Below are 14,423 nucleotides of genomic sequence, written 5' to 3'. Positions count from 1 at the left end.
ATCAAGCATGGCAATCGCCCAAAATGAAAAAGGGCCGCGTACGGTGTGCGGCCCAGAGGCTCAGACGCTGCGGGTAACGCCGCCGTCGACCTTGATGTTCTGGCCGGTAATGTAGGCTGCCCCTTCGCTCGCCAGGAAGGCGATAGTGGCGGCAATCTCCTCACTCGTGCCATAGCGCTTAAGTGGCACACCTTCTCGACGCTGCTCGGTAGCAGGGAGACTGTCGATCCAACCCGGCAGCACGTTATTAATGCGAATGTTGTCAGCGGCGTACTTGTCAGCAAAGATTTTGCTGAACGACGCCAAACCGGCACGGAAAACTGCCGAGGTGGGGAAGAGTTCGCTTGGTTCGAACACCCATGCAGTAGAAATATTGATTATTGCACCGCCGCTCTGGCGCTGCATGTACGGCGTCACCAGTCGCGTGGGACGAATGACGTTGAGCAGGTAGGTCTCCATACCCAGGTGCCAGTCTTCGTCGCTGATCTCAAGGATCGGTGCCCGTGGGCCATGGCCGGCGCTGTTAACTAATACATCGATACGGCCCCATTTCTGAATGACTGCATCGACGAGGCGCTGCAGATCTTCGTTTGACTGATTACTGCCGGTTACGCCGATACCGCCTAACGCTTGCGCCAGGGCCTCCCCCTTGCCAGAGGAAGAAAGAATACCGACCTTGAAGCCGTCGGCAGCCAGTCTACGTGCTGCTGCCGCTCCCATGCCGCTACCACCGGCAGTCACTATTGCTACTTTTTCTACTGACATACATCCTCCTGAGTGAGGCGTGGATGGGTGGTTGGTGAAATAAGACTAACAGCGCTCAGCACCGCTCAGAGAGACAGCAACGCTTGTTCATGTCAGTAGAAAATCTATAGCCTCGCTTCTTCAGGTAGCCATGTTCGGACGGCGGCCACCCGACAAATTCAAAATGATAATTTTTGCATGCCCAAGACAGGGTAGGCCTTGACGTTCGATTACTTCGAAACACGCGTCAGGCCAGGGGCCGCTATCGACCCATAGCGGCCAGTCGACCTTCACTCTGGGTGCTGGTCATGAAACGGTTTTGTCGGCAGTCTGAGGCATCCCCCTAATGCCACAGCGACTATAGTCGCCATCAGCAACAGCATCATTGGGGCGCCCTGAGCACTCAACACAAAAGCTGCAGCAAATGGACCAGCGGCCTGAGCGAGAAGCATGGGACGCGCCAGTGCTCCCATCCGTGCGCCATATCCCTGAGGGCCAAATAGCACCAGTGGTAACGTACCTCTGGCGATGGTCAGAATCCCCATGCCCGCGCCGTACAGTGCGGCACCAGGGAATGCCAACCAAGGCACACCAGGGATAAACAGGCAGATGCCGATGAAGCTCACCAATACACCAACACGGGCTGACCAGCTCGGATGCAGATGGCGAGCAATCGAGAACTCCAGCACTCTGGCCACTACCTGGGCCGGCCCAATGACCATTCCGACTGCCAATACCGTGACCGTTGGCAGGCCCAGTTGCTTGAGTGCGGCGAGCAGGTGAACCGAGAGGCTGGCCATTACGAAAGCGACTACGGTCAGCAGCCCTGCAACAAGCCAGAAAAGGCGGCGGCTACGTTCATCGAGCGTCACCGGTACACCTTCTTCCGAGGTAGATTCTTTTCCTGGACCGGGCGGTTTCGGTACCGCCAGCCAATGAACAGGCAGGCCGACCACAACATGTATCGCAGCAAGCACCAAGCAGGTATCCCGCCAGCCGATCCATGACTCCAGTGCCGCCAACGCGGGCCATCCGACAGTACTGGCAAAGCCGCCAATCAAGGTCAGTCCCGTTATTGCACCCCGCGCACGCTCTCCCAGCAACGTCCCCAGAGTGGCAAATGCCGCGTCATAAAACCCGGTGGCCATGGCTACGCCGAGGAGCGACCAAGCCAGGTAATAGAGCCACAGAGAACTGGCGATCGACATCACCATGAGCCCTGCACCCAGCATCAGCGAGCTGAAAGCAAGGACCGAGCGCCCGCCGCGGCGATCAATCAATCGGCCAGCCAGCGGAGAGCAAAGACCAGCAACCAGCATGCCCCAAGACAGTCCGCCCACGACAAACGATAGAGACCAGCCCATATCGCGAGCAATTGGACCTGCCAGGACCGCCGGGAGGTAGAACGTCGACGCCCAAGCCAAGATCTGGGTGATGCCCAAGGTGAACACCAACCGAGTCCGACTCAAGTTGGCTGGCAGGGGCGGTTCATGTCGAGTCACGTCAGTCCTTGTTATGGTTGTTAGTGACAACCAATGTAGTCGACGGAGCTCTGAAAGGTCAATCTGATGACCGGTCAGTTGACGAGCGCGCTCATCGCCCATATTGTTGCAGGTAACAACTAACTGGAAATGACATGCTGAACAAGCACAACGACGACCTTAGCCGCTATGCTGAAGACCTCTACGAAGCCCTGAACCAGCTGGTGCGCGTCTACCAGTTCAGGGATCGTGATCGCATCTGCTGCTATGACGTATCCGTCACCCAGTGCTACGCCATCGAGACCTTGGTGAAGCAGGGACCACTACGTTTGCAGGCGCTGGCCGAGGAAATGTTCCTGGACAAGAGTACGGCTAGCCGTGTCGTCGATACGTTGGAGCGCAAAGGGTATGTCTCCCGCGTGGAAGATCCGGAAGACCGCCGTGCCGTGCGGGTCCAGGCTACCGAAGCCGGTGCCGACCTGTATGAGCGCATCCGCGATGATCTCATCAATGAAGAAAAGGCGATGATCAGTTGCATGGCACCGGAAGTACGCCAGGGAGCCCTGACGCTCCTGCGGCAGCTGACCCGCGCTGCTGAGGTACGTTGTGGCTTGGCAAACGAGAGTTGCCCAGCGAAGCCGCAAGAATAATGAGGGGGAGATCCCCCTTTTTTATCTGAATTGTTGTTACTACCAACTTAAAAAGGAAGCCAGATGCACTTTCGCCCCGCTCAGCTCGGTGATGTTCAGGCCATCGTCGAGATTTACAACCAAGGGATCGATGACCGTAGCTCTACGTTTGAGACCCAGCCTCGGACCGCTATGGATGTACAGCCTTGGGTTGCCGATATGTCTCGCTTCCCGGTGCTGGTCGTCGAGCTGGACGGCGCAGTAGTGGCGTGGGCAAACCTAAGCAGCTACCGGGCGCGCTCCTGCTATGCCGGCATCGCTGATTTCTCGATTTACCTGCGGCGAGATGTCCGTGGGCGTGGCATCGGCAAGGCACTGCTGAACGCACTGTTGAGCGAAGCAGAAGCACGGGGCTTCTGGAAAGTCCTTTCCCGCATTTTCACCTTCAACGAAGCAAGCCTCGCGCTTTGCCAATCCTGCGGTTTCCGAAAGGTCGGCGTCTATGAAAAACACGCATGCCTTGAAGGACGCTGGCTTGATTGCGCCATCGTTGAACGAGTCTTCCCCTCCAACCAACCTGACACAGGAGAACGAGCATGAACCAATCTGATCTTCCCATCGTAATCATCGGCGCCGGCCCCGTGGGGCTGGCGGCTGCTGCGCACGCACTGGCCCGGGGTATGAACCCACTCATTTTTGAAGCAGGCAGCCAGGCTGGAGAAAGCATCAGCCAATGGGCCCACGTCAGCATGTTCTCGCCGTGGGAATACAACGTGGACAAGGAGGCTGCAAAGTTACTGACGGCAACGGGCTGGCAAGCGCCTGATTCCGACAAGTACCCCACAGGTCGTGAATTGCTGGATCACTACTTGCTCCCGCTAGCTGAGCTGCCCGTCATCAAGGAACGACTTCATCTGAACTCCCGCGTCACTGCTGTGACGAAAGTCGGCGCTGATGTTCAGAAAACCAAAGGCCGCGAATCCGCCACGTTCCTGGTGCGTGTCAAAGGGCCAAAGGGTGAGCAAGACATCCAGGCTCGCGCAGTCATCGATGCCTCGGGCACGTACGAGACCCCAAACTGGATGGGCGCATCCGGCATTCCGGCATTGGGAGAGTTGAACGCCAAAGCGCATATTGCCTATGGGATTCCCGATGTCAGCGGCAATGCGCGCGATCGTTATCTCGGGCGCCGGGTGCTGGTTGTAGGTGGCGGACACTCGGCATTCAACGCTCTTCAGGATCTGGTCCAACTGCCCGGTACCCAGGTTTCGTGGGCTATTCGCGGACACTCGCTAGATAAAACTCTGGGTGGTGGTGCCAATGACAAATTGGCCGAACGCGGCAGCCTGGGTCTGCGAATCCGTGCATTGCTCGAACAAGGAAAGATCTCGCTGCACCAGGACATCTCCATCAGCCAGGTGGACACGACCGAACAGGGGCTGGTCGTGCACAGCAATGGCCAAGCTCTGCCAGAGGTGGATGAGATCATCGTGGCCACGGGCTTCCGCCCTAATCTGCAGCTTCTGGGCGAGCTACGACTGGCTATCGACCCGGCTACACAGAGCCCTATTCAGTTGGCCCCGTTGATCGACCCGAATGAGCACAGCTGCGGTACCGTTCGTCCCCATGGCATCGATGAGCTCTCTCATCCCGACGAAGGCATCTTTATCGTAGGCATGAAGAGCTACGGTCGTGCTCCGACATTCCTGATGATTACCGGGTATGAGCAGGTGCGCTCAATCATGGCCGGGCTTGCAGGAGACTGGGAAGCTGCACGGCGTGTCGAGCTCGAACTGCCCGAAACCGGTGTCTGCAGCCTTCAGTTCGAGGAGCAAGATGAAGGTTCCAACTGCTGCGCGCCCGAGCCCACTACTCAAACCAGTTGCTGTGCATCACCGGAACGCCTGGCAACGCCTTCAGCCCAAAAATCGAGCTGCTGCACACCGACAAGCCGCGCATAACCACGCGCTCTGAGCCTGCTCCTTCGCCCTGCACGAGTTCAAATCGTGCGGGGCGACGTGGATAGGTGAGGCAAGCGCCCTTCGCTCAGGTGCTCAAGCAGCCGGGGCATCAGGTATGCCGCATCGGCCCCTACACCTCGCAGCGTCGCCGAGGCGAAATTCCTTTGCTTGGGCAGACCCACGAAGTACAAGCCAGGCACCTGAATTGCCGCGCCGTTTCGCTGTAGCGTACGCCCGTGCCGGTCAACGACTGGGAGCTGCGCCAGAAACTCCTGGTTAGGGCGAAATCCTGTTGCGAATATCAGCGCGTCAATCAGGGTGCTGCTTCCGTCCGGCCAAACCACACCGTTAGGCATTACCTCCTGGAACATGGCTCTGCGCTGAATTCTGCCGCTGCTAAGTGCCTTTCGGTACTTACCAGTGTCGAGCACTGGAGTGCTTTGATCACTCAACCATCGTGTTTGCTCCAACCCGGTGAATTTCAGCCATGCATGAAAATCGAGTCCCAGAATCCGCTGAGGGAAGAAGCGGATCTTCTCGCGGGTAGCCAGCACTACCTGTGCAACGCCGGCAAGCTCATAGGCAATCTGAACAGCCGAGTTCGCTGCTCCCACAACGACAACACGCTGGCCGGCAAAGGCCTCAGGTGTTCGATAAGCTGAGCTATGCAGACAGTGTCCTGAAAAGTTCTCCAGCCCAGGGATGTCAGGCACGAAAGGACGGCTGAAGCCCCCTGATGCCACTATCACAGCACGCGCAGTGAAAGTCGCTCCGTTGGCGGTGCGAACCTCAAATGCCTTGTCCTTCTGAACGACCGCCACTACTCGGGTACCGTCCTGGAAAAGCAGCTGAAACTCGGCGGCGTATGCCTCCAGGTACTGCACCACATCGTCTCGCAGCGGGTAGCCCTTGGGATCGCCAGGAAACGCCCGTCCCGGCAGCGCAGAGTACTCAGCTGGTGAGAACAGCTGCAGGCTTTCGTAGTAGTTACGCCAGTTCCCGCCTGGGGATGTCTGCTCATCCAAGATGAGGTATTCCAATCCTTGCTGCTGCAATTGCCAGGCAGTCGCCAAACCTGCTTGCCCACCACCGATGACGACCACATCTAGAACGCGATTCGAATCATTCATATGTGCGCACTCATGCATATATAGGGACAAAAAAAGGCCGGGCTATGGACAGCACAGCGAAACCAGACCTTTGGTTCGCTGGAGCAGGCCCTCCAGTCGCTCGACGATCGCTCCACCATTCACTTCATAGAACACCTGCCTGCCCACCTTCGTGGCCTTCACGATCTGGGCGTCATGCAATACCTGCAGGTGCCTGGAGATCACCGAGCGCTCCTGTGGCAGCTCTTTGGCGATTTCGCCGACATCAGCCCGGCCGAGCAAAAGCACGCGCTTGAAAACCGCGACTCTGGAAGGCTCGCAAAGCGCTTTGAAGAAGGCCTCGTCCAGCGACTCGATGGCGGCGTCGATAGCTTGAGCACGGAGATTTTGGTTGGTCGTCATGCGGCCAATATATGTGCATGAACGCGCACATGTAAAGCCACCCATCATCGAGGGGTTGCGATACATTCGGAAAAGCGTATATTCGAAAAACCATATACATGCAGGATACCAAGTGATGACTGGCAAGATCCGCGTCCTGTTTGTTTGCACCGCAAACGCCGCTCGCTCCCAGCTCGCCGAAGCTTTGCTCCGGCACACAGACCCTGTTCACTTCGAAGCTTTCAGCGCAGGTACTAAGCCTGGCCAAGTCGATCCGCGCACCTATGACGCCCTCGAATATCTCGATATCGATACCAAGGCTCTACGCAGCAAGTCCATCGATGAGTTCGCAGGGGAGCGGTTCGACTACGTGATTACCCTGTGCGACAAGGCAGCCCATGAGTGCCTTACGTTGCCTGCCTTCGGCGAGGTTCTGGCGTGGAACTTCGAAGACCCTGCCACCAGTGACCAACACGATGCCTTCCGACACACGCTTCACGAGATTCACGAGCGCATCAAGATGTTCGTCCTGGTGAAAACCAAACACTGAGAATTGCTATGACTGACTCGCTGACCCCCACCCAGGTTTTCAAATGCCTCGCCGACGAGAACCGCATTCGGATGATGCTGCTGATCGCTCGCGAGGAAGAACTCTGCGTCTGTGAACTGACCTGCGCGCTTGAAGAAAGCCAGCCCAAGGTTTCCCGCCACCTGGCGCAACTGCGCACCTGTGACCTGCTGGAAGACCGCCGACAGGGCCAGTGGGTTTATTACCGGCTGCATCCGTCGCTTCCCGCCTGGGTACGTGAGGTCCTGGCGACGACGCTGGAAGCCAACCGCGAATGGCTAAGCACTAGCACCAAACGACTGGACACCATGGGTGACCGCCCTCAACGCGTCGCCTCCTGCTGCTGATCATTGCCGAGAAAAACCGATGAAAGTTCTGTTCCTCTGCACCGCCAATAGCTGCCGCAGCATCCTCTCCGAGGCTGTTTTCAATCATCTGGCCCCGGCCGGCATGAAGGCCTACAGCGCCGGCAGCCAGCCAAAGGGTGAGGTGCACCCGCTGTCCATCACCGCGCTGCAGCGTGCCGGTATCTCCACCGAGGGCCTCTGCAGCAAGTCCAGTGACGCGCATGGCGAGCTGGCACCGGACTTTGTCATCACCGTCTGCGACAAGGCCGCTGGCGAAGCCTGCCCCGTCTTCTTCGGACCAGCAGTGAAAGCCCACTGGGGACTTTCTGACCCTTCGGATTTGCACGGTAGTGCCGCCGAGCTGGACGCGGCATTCGACAACACCCTTGACCAGATCAAGCGACGCCTCAAGGCATTCATCGCACTGCCTTTCGACCAAATGGATGCCGCCCAGCTCAAGGTCGAGCTGGCCCGCATCGGAACGCTCTGACGTTTAGGGAGATCCACCATGAGCAAAAGCCGACTTTCATTCCTAGACCGCTACCTGACGGTCTGGATCTTTCTGGCCATGGGCCTGGGCATTGGTCTGGGCAGCCTGTTCCAGGGATTGCCTGCGTGGCTGAATAGCCTGTCGGTAGGCTCGACAAACATCCCCATTGCCATTGGCCTCATCGTCATGATGTACCCACCTCTGGCGAAGGTGAAATACGAGGAGTTGCCGCAGGTCTTCAAGGACAAGCGCATCCTCGCCCTGTCGCTGATCCAGAACTGGGTGATCGGCCCGGTCCTGATGTTCGGGCTGGCCGTTGTCTTCCTTTCCGACAAGCCTGAGTACATGACCGGGCTGATCCTAATCGGCTTGGCACGCTGCATCGCCATGGTGCTGGTGTGGAACCAGATCGCCGGTGGCAATAACCAGTACGTGGCGGGCCTGGTCGCGTTCAACAGCATTTTCCAGATCCTGTTCTTCAGCGTGTACGCCTGGATCTTCCTGGGCCTGTTGCCGCCGCTGTTTGGCCTTGAAGGTAGCGTCATTGAGACCAGCTTCCTCGATATCGCCCAATCGGTGCTGATCTACCTGGGCATCCCGTTCCTGGCTGGTTTCTTGACCCGCAAGATCCTAATCAGCAGTAAGGGCGAGACCTGGTACCAGGAGCGCTTCATCCCGAAGATCAGCCCGCTGACCCTCGTGGCGTTGCTGCTGACCATCGTCGCCATGTTCAGCCTGAAGGGCGACATGGTGCTGCAACTACCGCTGGATGTGCTGCGCATCGCTATCCCGCTGACCATCTACTTCGTGGTGATGTTCTTCATCAGCTTCTGGATGGGCAAGCTGCTGGAAGCTGACTACCCACGTACCACTGCGCTGGCGTTCACCGCAGCGAGCAACAACTTCGAACTGGCCATTGCCGTGGCCATCGCCACCTTCGGTCTTGCCTCGCCGGTCGCGTTTGCCACCGTCATCGGGCCCTTGGTGGAAGTGCCAGTACTGATCTCCCTGGTGGGCGTGGCCTTGTGGCTCAAGCGCCGCTGGTTCGATCAGCCATCTGGCGCCTTGTCTCAGGAGTAAATCATGACCGAACACCACATCCCGAATATCGACAACGATCTGGTCGACCTGCCGACAGCAGACAAGCTGGCAGTCGAGCAAAAGTCCACCCATAAGCCTCGCATCCTGCTGCTGTACGGATCGACCCGCGAACGCTCCTTCAGCCGCCTGCTCACGGAAGAAGCTGCACGCCTGCTGGAGCACTTCGGTGCCGAGACGCGCATCTTCAATCCGACCGGGCTGCCACTGGCGGATGACGTGCCCGATGACCACCCCATGGTCAAGGAGCTGCGCGATCTGGTGCTGTGGTCCGAAGGAATGGTCTGGTGCTCGCCGGAACACCACGGTGCAATGACCGGCGTGTTCAAGTCGCAGATCGACTGGATTCCACTGAGCATGGGCGCCGTGCGCCCCACTCAAGGCAAAACCCTCGCGGTGATGCAGGTCTGCGGCGGCTCGCAGTCGTTCAACGTGGTCAACCAGCTGCGCGTCCTCGGCCGCTGGATGCGCATGTTCACCATCCCTAACCAGTCGTCCGTGCCGAAGGCCTACCTGGAATTCGACGAGGCGGGTCGCATGAAACCCTCTTCGTACTACGACCGTGTCGTTGACGTAATGGAGGAGCTGGTGAAGTTCACCCTGCTGCTTCGTGATCGCTCCGACTACCTGGTCGATCGCTACTCCGAACGCAAAGAGTCGGCTGAAGAACTATCCAAGCGTGTCAATCAACGATCCATTTGAGGCTTTGTGAGCATGCAATTGCACCCGTATTCCGTGTTGGCTAATTCCGAACTGGTCGGCCAACTGATCTTCACTCCGTGCCCCGGTACCAAGGAGACATCGGTATCTCAAGCTCTGGCAACGCTGCGCGAAGCCGGCGCGAGCGCGCTGGTAACCTTGATGCCGAGTGAAGAACTGCTGCAGAACGAGATCGATCTGCTTCCCGAGGAGTGCCAACCGCTGGGCCTCGAATGGTTCCACCTGCCGGTCGAGGACGACGAAGCCCCCGGTGAGCCGTTTGCGGCCGCCTGGGACGCTCACCGGGAGCGTCTGAAAGAGCTGGTGAAAACCGGTAAGACGATTGCCATTCACTGCAAGGGCGGCTCTGGACGCACCGGCCTGTTTGCGGCCCGCCTGATGATCGAGTGCGGCATCCCAGTACAGGAAGCTGTTGCCCAGGTCCAAGCCCTGCGCCCACGTGCGATCCAGAACCCTGCGCACGTTGGGTACATCAACCAGTTCAGCGACACCCTCTGACCTTTCCCAATCGCGATCCGAGAACAAGAACATGGCTATCAAAGTAGGTATCAATGGGTTTGGCCGTATTGGTCGCTTGGCGCTTCGCGCATCCTGGGACTGGCCGGAATTCGAGTTTGTGCAGATCAATGACCCGGCCGGTGACGCCGAGACCCATGCCCATCTGATCAACTTCGATTCGATCCACGGACGCTGGCACCGTGAAGCCCGCGCAGAGGGCGACGCGGTAGTGATCGAGGGCAAGCGCATCAAGGTCACCGCGAACAAGAGCATCACAGACACCGACTGGTCAGGCTGCGACCTGGTCATCGAGGCCAGCGGCAAGATGAAGTCGGTAGCCGTGCTCCAGGCCTACCTGGATCAAGGCGTCAAACGTGTGGTCGTCTGCGCTCCAGTAAAGGAGAAAGGCGCACTGAACGTGGTGATGGGCGTCAACCAGCACCTGTTCGAGCCGGCGCAGCATCGTATCGTCACCGCCGCCTCATGCACCACCAACTGCCTGGCCCCGGTGGTCAAGGTGATTCACGAAAACCTGGGCATCCGTCACGGCTCGATCACCACCATTCACGACCTCACCAATACCCAGAGCATCCTCGATACACCGCACAAGGACCTGCGTCGTGCCCGTGCCTCGGGCATGAGCCTGATTCCGACCACCACAGGCTCGGCCACCGCAATCGCCGAAATCTTCCCCGAGCTGCGCGGCAAGCTGAATGGTCACGCCGTGCGTGTACCGCTGGCCAACGCCTCGCTGACCGACTGCGTGTTCGAAGTAGAACGTGAGACGACGGCTGAAGAGGTCAACGCGCTGCTGAAAGCGGCTGCCGAAGGGCCGCTGAAGAACATCCTGGGCTACGAAGAACGCCCCTTGGTGTCCATCGACTACCGCACCGATCCACGGTCTTCGATCATCGACGCGCTGTCCACCCTTGTAATCAACGGCACCCAGGTGAAGATCTACGCCTGGTACGACAACGAGTGGGGCTACGCCAACCGTGCCGCGGAACTGGCACGCTTGGTCGGCGCAGCGGAGTAAACGGCAATCATGAAGGCGTTGTCAGCCCTGTCTGCGGAAGTGCGTCAGTACCTGCTGGTAACCGGCAATTACTGGGCCTTCACCCTCACCGATGGCGCATTGCGCATGTTGGTGGTACTGCACTTCCATTCGCTGGGCTACACGCCGCTGCAGATCGCGGCGCTGTTCCTGTTCTACGAAGTGTTCGGCGTGATCACCAACCTCGTGGGTGGCTACCTCGGCGCCCGCCTGGGGTTAAACCGCACGATGAACATCGGCCTTGGCATGCAGGTCGTCGCCCTACTGATGCTCACGGTACCAGCAGCCTCGCTGACGGTGCCGGTGCCATGGGTAATGGCCGCCCAGGCGCTCTCCGGCATCGCCAAGGACCTGAACAAGATGAGCGCCAAGAGCTCCATCAAGCTCCTGGTGCCGGACAGCCAGCAAGGCACCCTCTACAAATGGGTGGCCATCCTGACCGGCTCGAAAAACGCGCTCAAAGGCGTGGGTTTCTTCCTCGGAGGAGCACTGCTTGCGCTGCTCGGTTTTACCCAGGCGGTATTGGCCATGGCGGCGGTGCTGGCCCTGATTTGGATCGGCAGTCTGATCCTGCTGAAAAAGGACTTGGGCAAGGCCAAGGCCAAACCGAAGTTCCGCGACATGCTGTCCAAGAGCCGGGCCATCAACATCCTCTCCGCCGCACGGCTGTTTTTGTTCGGTGCGCGGGATGTCTGGTTCGTTGTGGCTCTGCCGGTGTACCTGAGCTCTGCGTTTGGCTGGGACTTCTGGCTGGTCGGTGGCTTCTTGGCCGCGTGGGTAATCGGGTATGGCATCGTCCAGTCGTTTGCCCCCCATATCACCGGCAAGAAGCGTGGTCATGTACCCGACGGCCGAGCAGCCTTCATCTGGGCAATCGCCCTGGCCGGGCTGCCTGCGCTCATTGCCGTGGGCCTGTCGGCAGGCTGGTCGGCGCAGATAGTGCTGCTTGGTGGGTTGATGCTGTTCGGCGTGCTGTTCGCCGTGAACTCATCGCTGCACAGCTACCTAATAGTCAGCTATGCCAAGGAAGACGGCGTCTCCCTGGATGTAGGCTTCTACTACATGTCCAACGCCCTCGGTCGCTTGGTCGGCACGCTGCTGTCAGGTTGGGTGTTTCAGGCCTATGGGTTGGAGGCTTGTTTGTGGGTTTCCAGCATCTTCGTGTTGGCCGCCGCACTCATCTCGATCGCACTGCCCAGGCACAGTGAAATGGCACACCAGGCAAACTGATCAGTGAGGAAATGCGGGGGCCATCAGGCCTCCGCTTTCACCACAAACTGCTCGATTTCAGCTGCAGTACTGCGCGCTGTGCGGGTCACCCCGATCAAGGTTGCTGATGCAGAACCTGTCCACTCGCCATAGCCGACCAGCCACAGCCTGGGCTCACTCACAGATCGGGTCCCTTCGACCTCTACACGTCCTTGCTCAGTAACAACCTCAAGGCTGGCGAGGTGTCCCAAGGCGGGTTTGAACCCGGTGCACCAGATCACTGCATCCACTGCGGTTTCCGAGCCGTCTGCCCAGACCACACCGTCAGGGGTGAAACGAACGAAGGGTCTCACCGCGTGCAGAACGTCTCGCTCACGCGCCTCCACCACAGGCGGGACCATGACCACGTCGCCCAACCCGCCGACCGGCTGCTCAATGACACGCCCCTCCATCTGCGCTTTCCAGCGCTCCGTGGCCCGCTCGAACAGTACTCGGCCATCGACATCATCAGGTAGGAAGAGAGGATCGGTGGGAGTTACCCAGGTCGCATCCGCTACTTTGGAAACCTCTGCGAGAATCTGGGCGCCGGAGTTGCCACCGCCGACGACCAGCACGCGCTTGCCAGAGAAGGTCTGCGGTTCAACGTAGTCCGCCGAATGCAGCTGTAGGCCACGAAACAGCTCAGCGCCGGGGTAGGCAGGTATGTTCGGATTGCTCCAAGTGCCTGTGGCACTGACCACTGCTTTGGCATCCCAATGGTCAGACTCTGAATGGACACGTAACGCGCCGGCAACGCGCTCGATCGAGGTGACGCGCACCGGCCGTTCGATTGGAAACTGATAGCGCGCCTCATACTGGGTGAGATAGTCGATGACATGCTCGCGAGAAGGATAGCCATCCTCCACAGGCGGCATCATCCAACCGGGAATGGAGCTCCAGGTAGCCGGCGAGAATAGCCGCAGGGAATTCCAGCCGTGTCGCCAAGCCCCGCCGGCGCCCGGCTCGGCATCCAAGATGATGAACGAGAGATCTGTTCGACGCAGGAAGTACGCCGTTGCCAGCGCCGCTTGTCCTCCGCCAATGATGACTACATCCAACAAGCGCTCTGCATGGGCTTTCATCTAGACACTCCCCTGATCCATTGAGGGGGTTATCTTTCCAGATGGGGGAGAATATTTCTAATAATACGGCTACGTAACTCATAGCTGCTTTGGATGTCTGCTTAGGGTCGGAAGCGGTCATCTGCGACCGACCGCTATCGACCCAACGCCCAACCGGATCGAAAACAATACGCGCACCTTTGCCCTCGGTGAGCGCTGCCACCTCGGCAATCAGATCCTCGTCCTGGGTGGCGATGACATGTTTTGCACCTGCATGCAGCAACGCCTGACGCTTGGCACTTGTGCGGGTAAGGGCCACCGGGATGGCTCCCTGCATGTTGGCGATCTGGATCGCTGCCAGGCAACCTGTAGATTGCCGTACTCAATCAGGGCGCCGTATGCAGTAACAAACATCATCCAGCTGGCCGCTGCCTCCACGAAACTGAGGTTGGACGGATGCTTGACGACAGCATGCGCAGGCGCATTGACCACCTCGTCATACATGCCGTAATCAGCGAAAGAGAATGCCGGCACGACGCTAACTACGTCACCGGGAACAAGGTCGCGGACGTCACTGCCAACCGCGCGTACAATGCCGGCCGCTTCATACCCCAGCTTCGCTGGGAACTGGGGATCAATCACGTATTGCCCAGTGCGGTACATGATTTCTGCACGATTCAAACCGATAGCTTTTACTTCGATCTGAACCTCGCCGCTTTTCGGCGTGGGTACCGCGACTTCATCGAGGATCAGCACATCAGCGTCACCGGTACGGTGAAAGTGAACAACCTTGGGCATGGCACACCTCATTAACGACAAGAGATAACGGTTCCTTCTGGAAGGCCGTGTTGATCCTACCCACCCTCTTGCCTGCGATAGAGAGCTGATCGGCTCATAAATTGGTACTCAAGAAGAACCAATCCCTAGTGTGGTGTTTCACAAATACCGCTGAAAATCTGAGCTAGGCTCTGTGGAAGCCAACTCTCCAAGGGCATCGACATGGGCCGACCAGCAACCGTCATTACCCTTTCCGA

16 protein-coding genes and 2 pseudogenes are annotated in these 14,423 nt (G+C 58.6%); 11 read left to right on the top strand and 7 right to left on the bottom strand.

Annotated elements, in window-relative coordinates; all coding sequences use genetic code 11:
- Positions 1-60: 60 nt before the first annotated feature.
- The gene (locus HU766_RS25200) at positions 61-765 is read right to left on the bottom strand and encodes an SDR family oxidoreductase (RefSeq protein ID WP_186661539.1); all 705 of its coding nucleotides are present in this window, start codon (positions 763-765) and stop codon (positions 61-63) included.
- A gap of 269 nt (positions 766-1,034) precedes the next feature.
- Positions 1,035-2,195: an MFS transporter gene (locus HU766_RS25195; protein WP_346656726.1), complete on the bottom strand. Its 1,161-nt coding sequence runs from the start codon at positions 2,193-2,195 to the stop codon at positions 1,035-1,037.
- Positions 2,196-2,380: 185 nt separating this feature from the next.
- Here HU766_RS25195 and HU766_RS25190 point away from each other — a divergent pair, with 185 nt between their 5' ends.
- The 3 genes from HU766_RS25190 to HU766_RS25180 all read left to right on the top strand — a co-directional run bounded on the left by HU766_RS25190 (position 2,381) and on the right by HU766_RS25180 (position 4,815).
- Positions 2,381-2,875: a MarR family transcriptional regulator gene (locus tag HU766_RS25190; protein ID WP_186661535.1), complete on the top strand. Its 495-nt coding sequence runs from the start codon at positions 2,381-2,383 to the stop codon at positions 2,873-2,875.
- Positions 2,876-2,938: 63 nt separating this feature from the next.
- Entirely contained in the window at positions 2,939-3,454 is a 516-nt protein-coding gene (locus HU766_RS25185) for an arsinothricin resistance N-acetyltransferase ArsN1 family A (RefSeq protein ID WP_186661533.1), read from the top strand.
- Positions 3,451-4,815 (top strand): NAD(P)-binding domain-containing protein, encoded by a 1,365-nt coding sequence (locus tag HU766_RS25180; RefSeq protein ID WP_186661531.1) that lies wholly within the window; start codon positions 3,451-3,453, stop codon positions 4,813-4,815. Before HU766_RS25185 ends, HU766_RS25180 begins: the two co-directional genes overlap by 4 nt.
- A gap of 38 nt (positions 4,816-4,853) precedes the next feature.
- On the opposite strand, the gene HU766_RS25175 is transcribed toward HU766_RS25180, so the two are convergent.
- Entirely contained in the window at positions 4,854-5,945 is a 1,092-nt protein-coding gene (locus HU766_RS25175; RefSeq protein ID WP_186661528.1) for an FAD-dependent oxidoreductase, read from the bottom strand.
- Between the two features lie 42 nt (positions 5,946-5,987).
- The gene (locus tag HU766_RS25170) at positions 5,988-6,326 is read right to left on the bottom strand and encodes a metalloregulator ArsR/SmtB family transcription factor (protein WP_186661526.1); all 339 of its coding nucleotides are present in this window, start codon (positions 6,324-6,326) and stop codon (positions 5,988-5,990) included.
- Between the two features lie 115 nt (positions 6,327-6,441).
- Here HU766_RS25170 and HU766_RS25165 point away from each other — a divergent pair, with 115 nt between their 5' ends.
- Genes HU766_RS25165 through arsJ form a run of 8 tightly spaced genes read left to right on the top strand, consistent with a single transcriptional unit; the run spans position 6,442 to position 12,310 of the window.
- Entirely contained in the window at positions 6,442-6,855 is a 414-nt protein-coding gene (locus HU766_RS25165; RefSeq protein ID WP_186661524.1) for an arsenate reductase ArsC, read from the top strand.
- A gap of 8 nt (positions 6,856-6,863) precedes the next feature.
- The gene (locus HU766_RS25160) at positions 6,864-7,220 is read left to right on the top strand and encodes a metalloregulator ArsR/SmtB family transcription factor (RefSeq protein ID WP_186661522.1); all 357 of its coding nucleotides are present in this window, start codon (positions 6,864-6,866) and stop codon (positions 7,218-7,220) included.
- Positions 7,221-7,239: 19 nt separating this feature from the next.
- The gene (locus HU766_RS25155) at positions 7,240-7,710 is read left to right on the top strand and encodes an arsenate reductase ArsC (protein ID WP_186661568.1); all 471 of its coding nucleotides are present in this window, start codon (positions 7,240-7,242) and stop codon (positions 7,708-7,710) included.
- Positions 7,711-7,728: 18 nt separating this feature from the next.
- A complete protein-coding gene (gene arsB / locus HU766_RS25150; protein WP_135192580.1) occupies positions 7,729-8,790 on the top strand; it encodes an ACR3 family arsenite efflux transporter in 1,062 nt (353 codons plus the stop codon).
- Positions 8,791-8,793: 3 nt separating this feature from the next.
- On the top strand, positions 8,794-9,510 hold the full coding sequence (arsH, locus tag HU766_RS25145; RefSeq protein ID WP_186661505.1) for an arsenical resistance protein ArsH: 717 nt from the start codon (positions 8,794-8,796) through the stop codon (positions 9,508-9,510).
- Between the two features lie 12 nt (positions 9,511-9,522).
- Entirely contained in the window at positions 9,523-10,026 is a 504-nt protein-coding gene (locus HU766_RS25140) for a cyclin-dependent kinase inhibitor 3 family protein (protein WP_186661497.1), read from the top strand.
- A gap of 31 nt (positions 10,027-10,057) precedes the next feature.
- A complete protein-coding gene (locus tag HU766_RS25135) occupies positions 10,058-11,062 on the top strand; it encodes an ArsJ-associated glyceraldehyde-3-phosphate dehydrogenase (protein WP_186661495.1) in 1,005 nt (334 codons plus the stop codon).
- Positions 11,063-11,071: 9 nt separating this feature from the next.
- Positions 11,072-12,310 carry an organoarsenical effux MFS transporter ArsJ gene (gene arsJ / locus HU766_RS25130; protein ID WP_186661493.1) on the top strand — a complete coding sequence of 413 codons (1,239 nt, stop codon included), beginning with the start codon at positions 11,072-11,074 and terminating at the stop codon, positions 12,308-12,310.
- A gap of 23 nt (positions 12,311-12,333) precedes the next feature.
- Here arsJ and HU766_RS25125 read toward each other — a convergent pair whose 3' ends face one another.
- From HU766_RS25125 to HU766_RS26335, 3 genes and pseudogenes are all read right to left on the bottom strand, one after another.
- Positions 12,334-13,410: an ArsO family NAD(P)H-dependent flavin-containing monooxygenase gene (locus tag HU766_RS25125; RefSeq protein WP_186661491.1), complete on the bottom strand. Its 1,077-nt coding sequence runs from the start codon at positions 13,408-13,410 to the stop codon at positions 12,334-12,336.
- Between the two features lie 208 nt (positions 13,411-13,618).
- A pseudogene (locus HU766_RS26340) lies at positions 13,619-13,726 on the bottom strand (alcohol dehydrogenase); the annotation flags it as partial.
- Positions 13,727-13,971: 245 nt separating this feature from the next.
- A pseudogene (locus tag HU766_RS26335) lies at positions 13,972-14,052 on the bottom strand (alcohol dehydrogenase); the annotation flags it as partial.
- Between the last annotated feature and the right edge of the window lie 371 nt (positions 14,053-14,423).

This window comes from Pseudomonas sp. SWRI77, from assembly GCF_014269105.1.
GTDB lineage: Bacteria > Pseudomonadota > Gammaproteobacteria > Pseudomonadales > Pseudomonadaceae > Aquipseudomonas > Aquipseudomonas capeferrum.
This window is presented reverse-complemented; position numbering and strand designations above follow the sequence as displayed.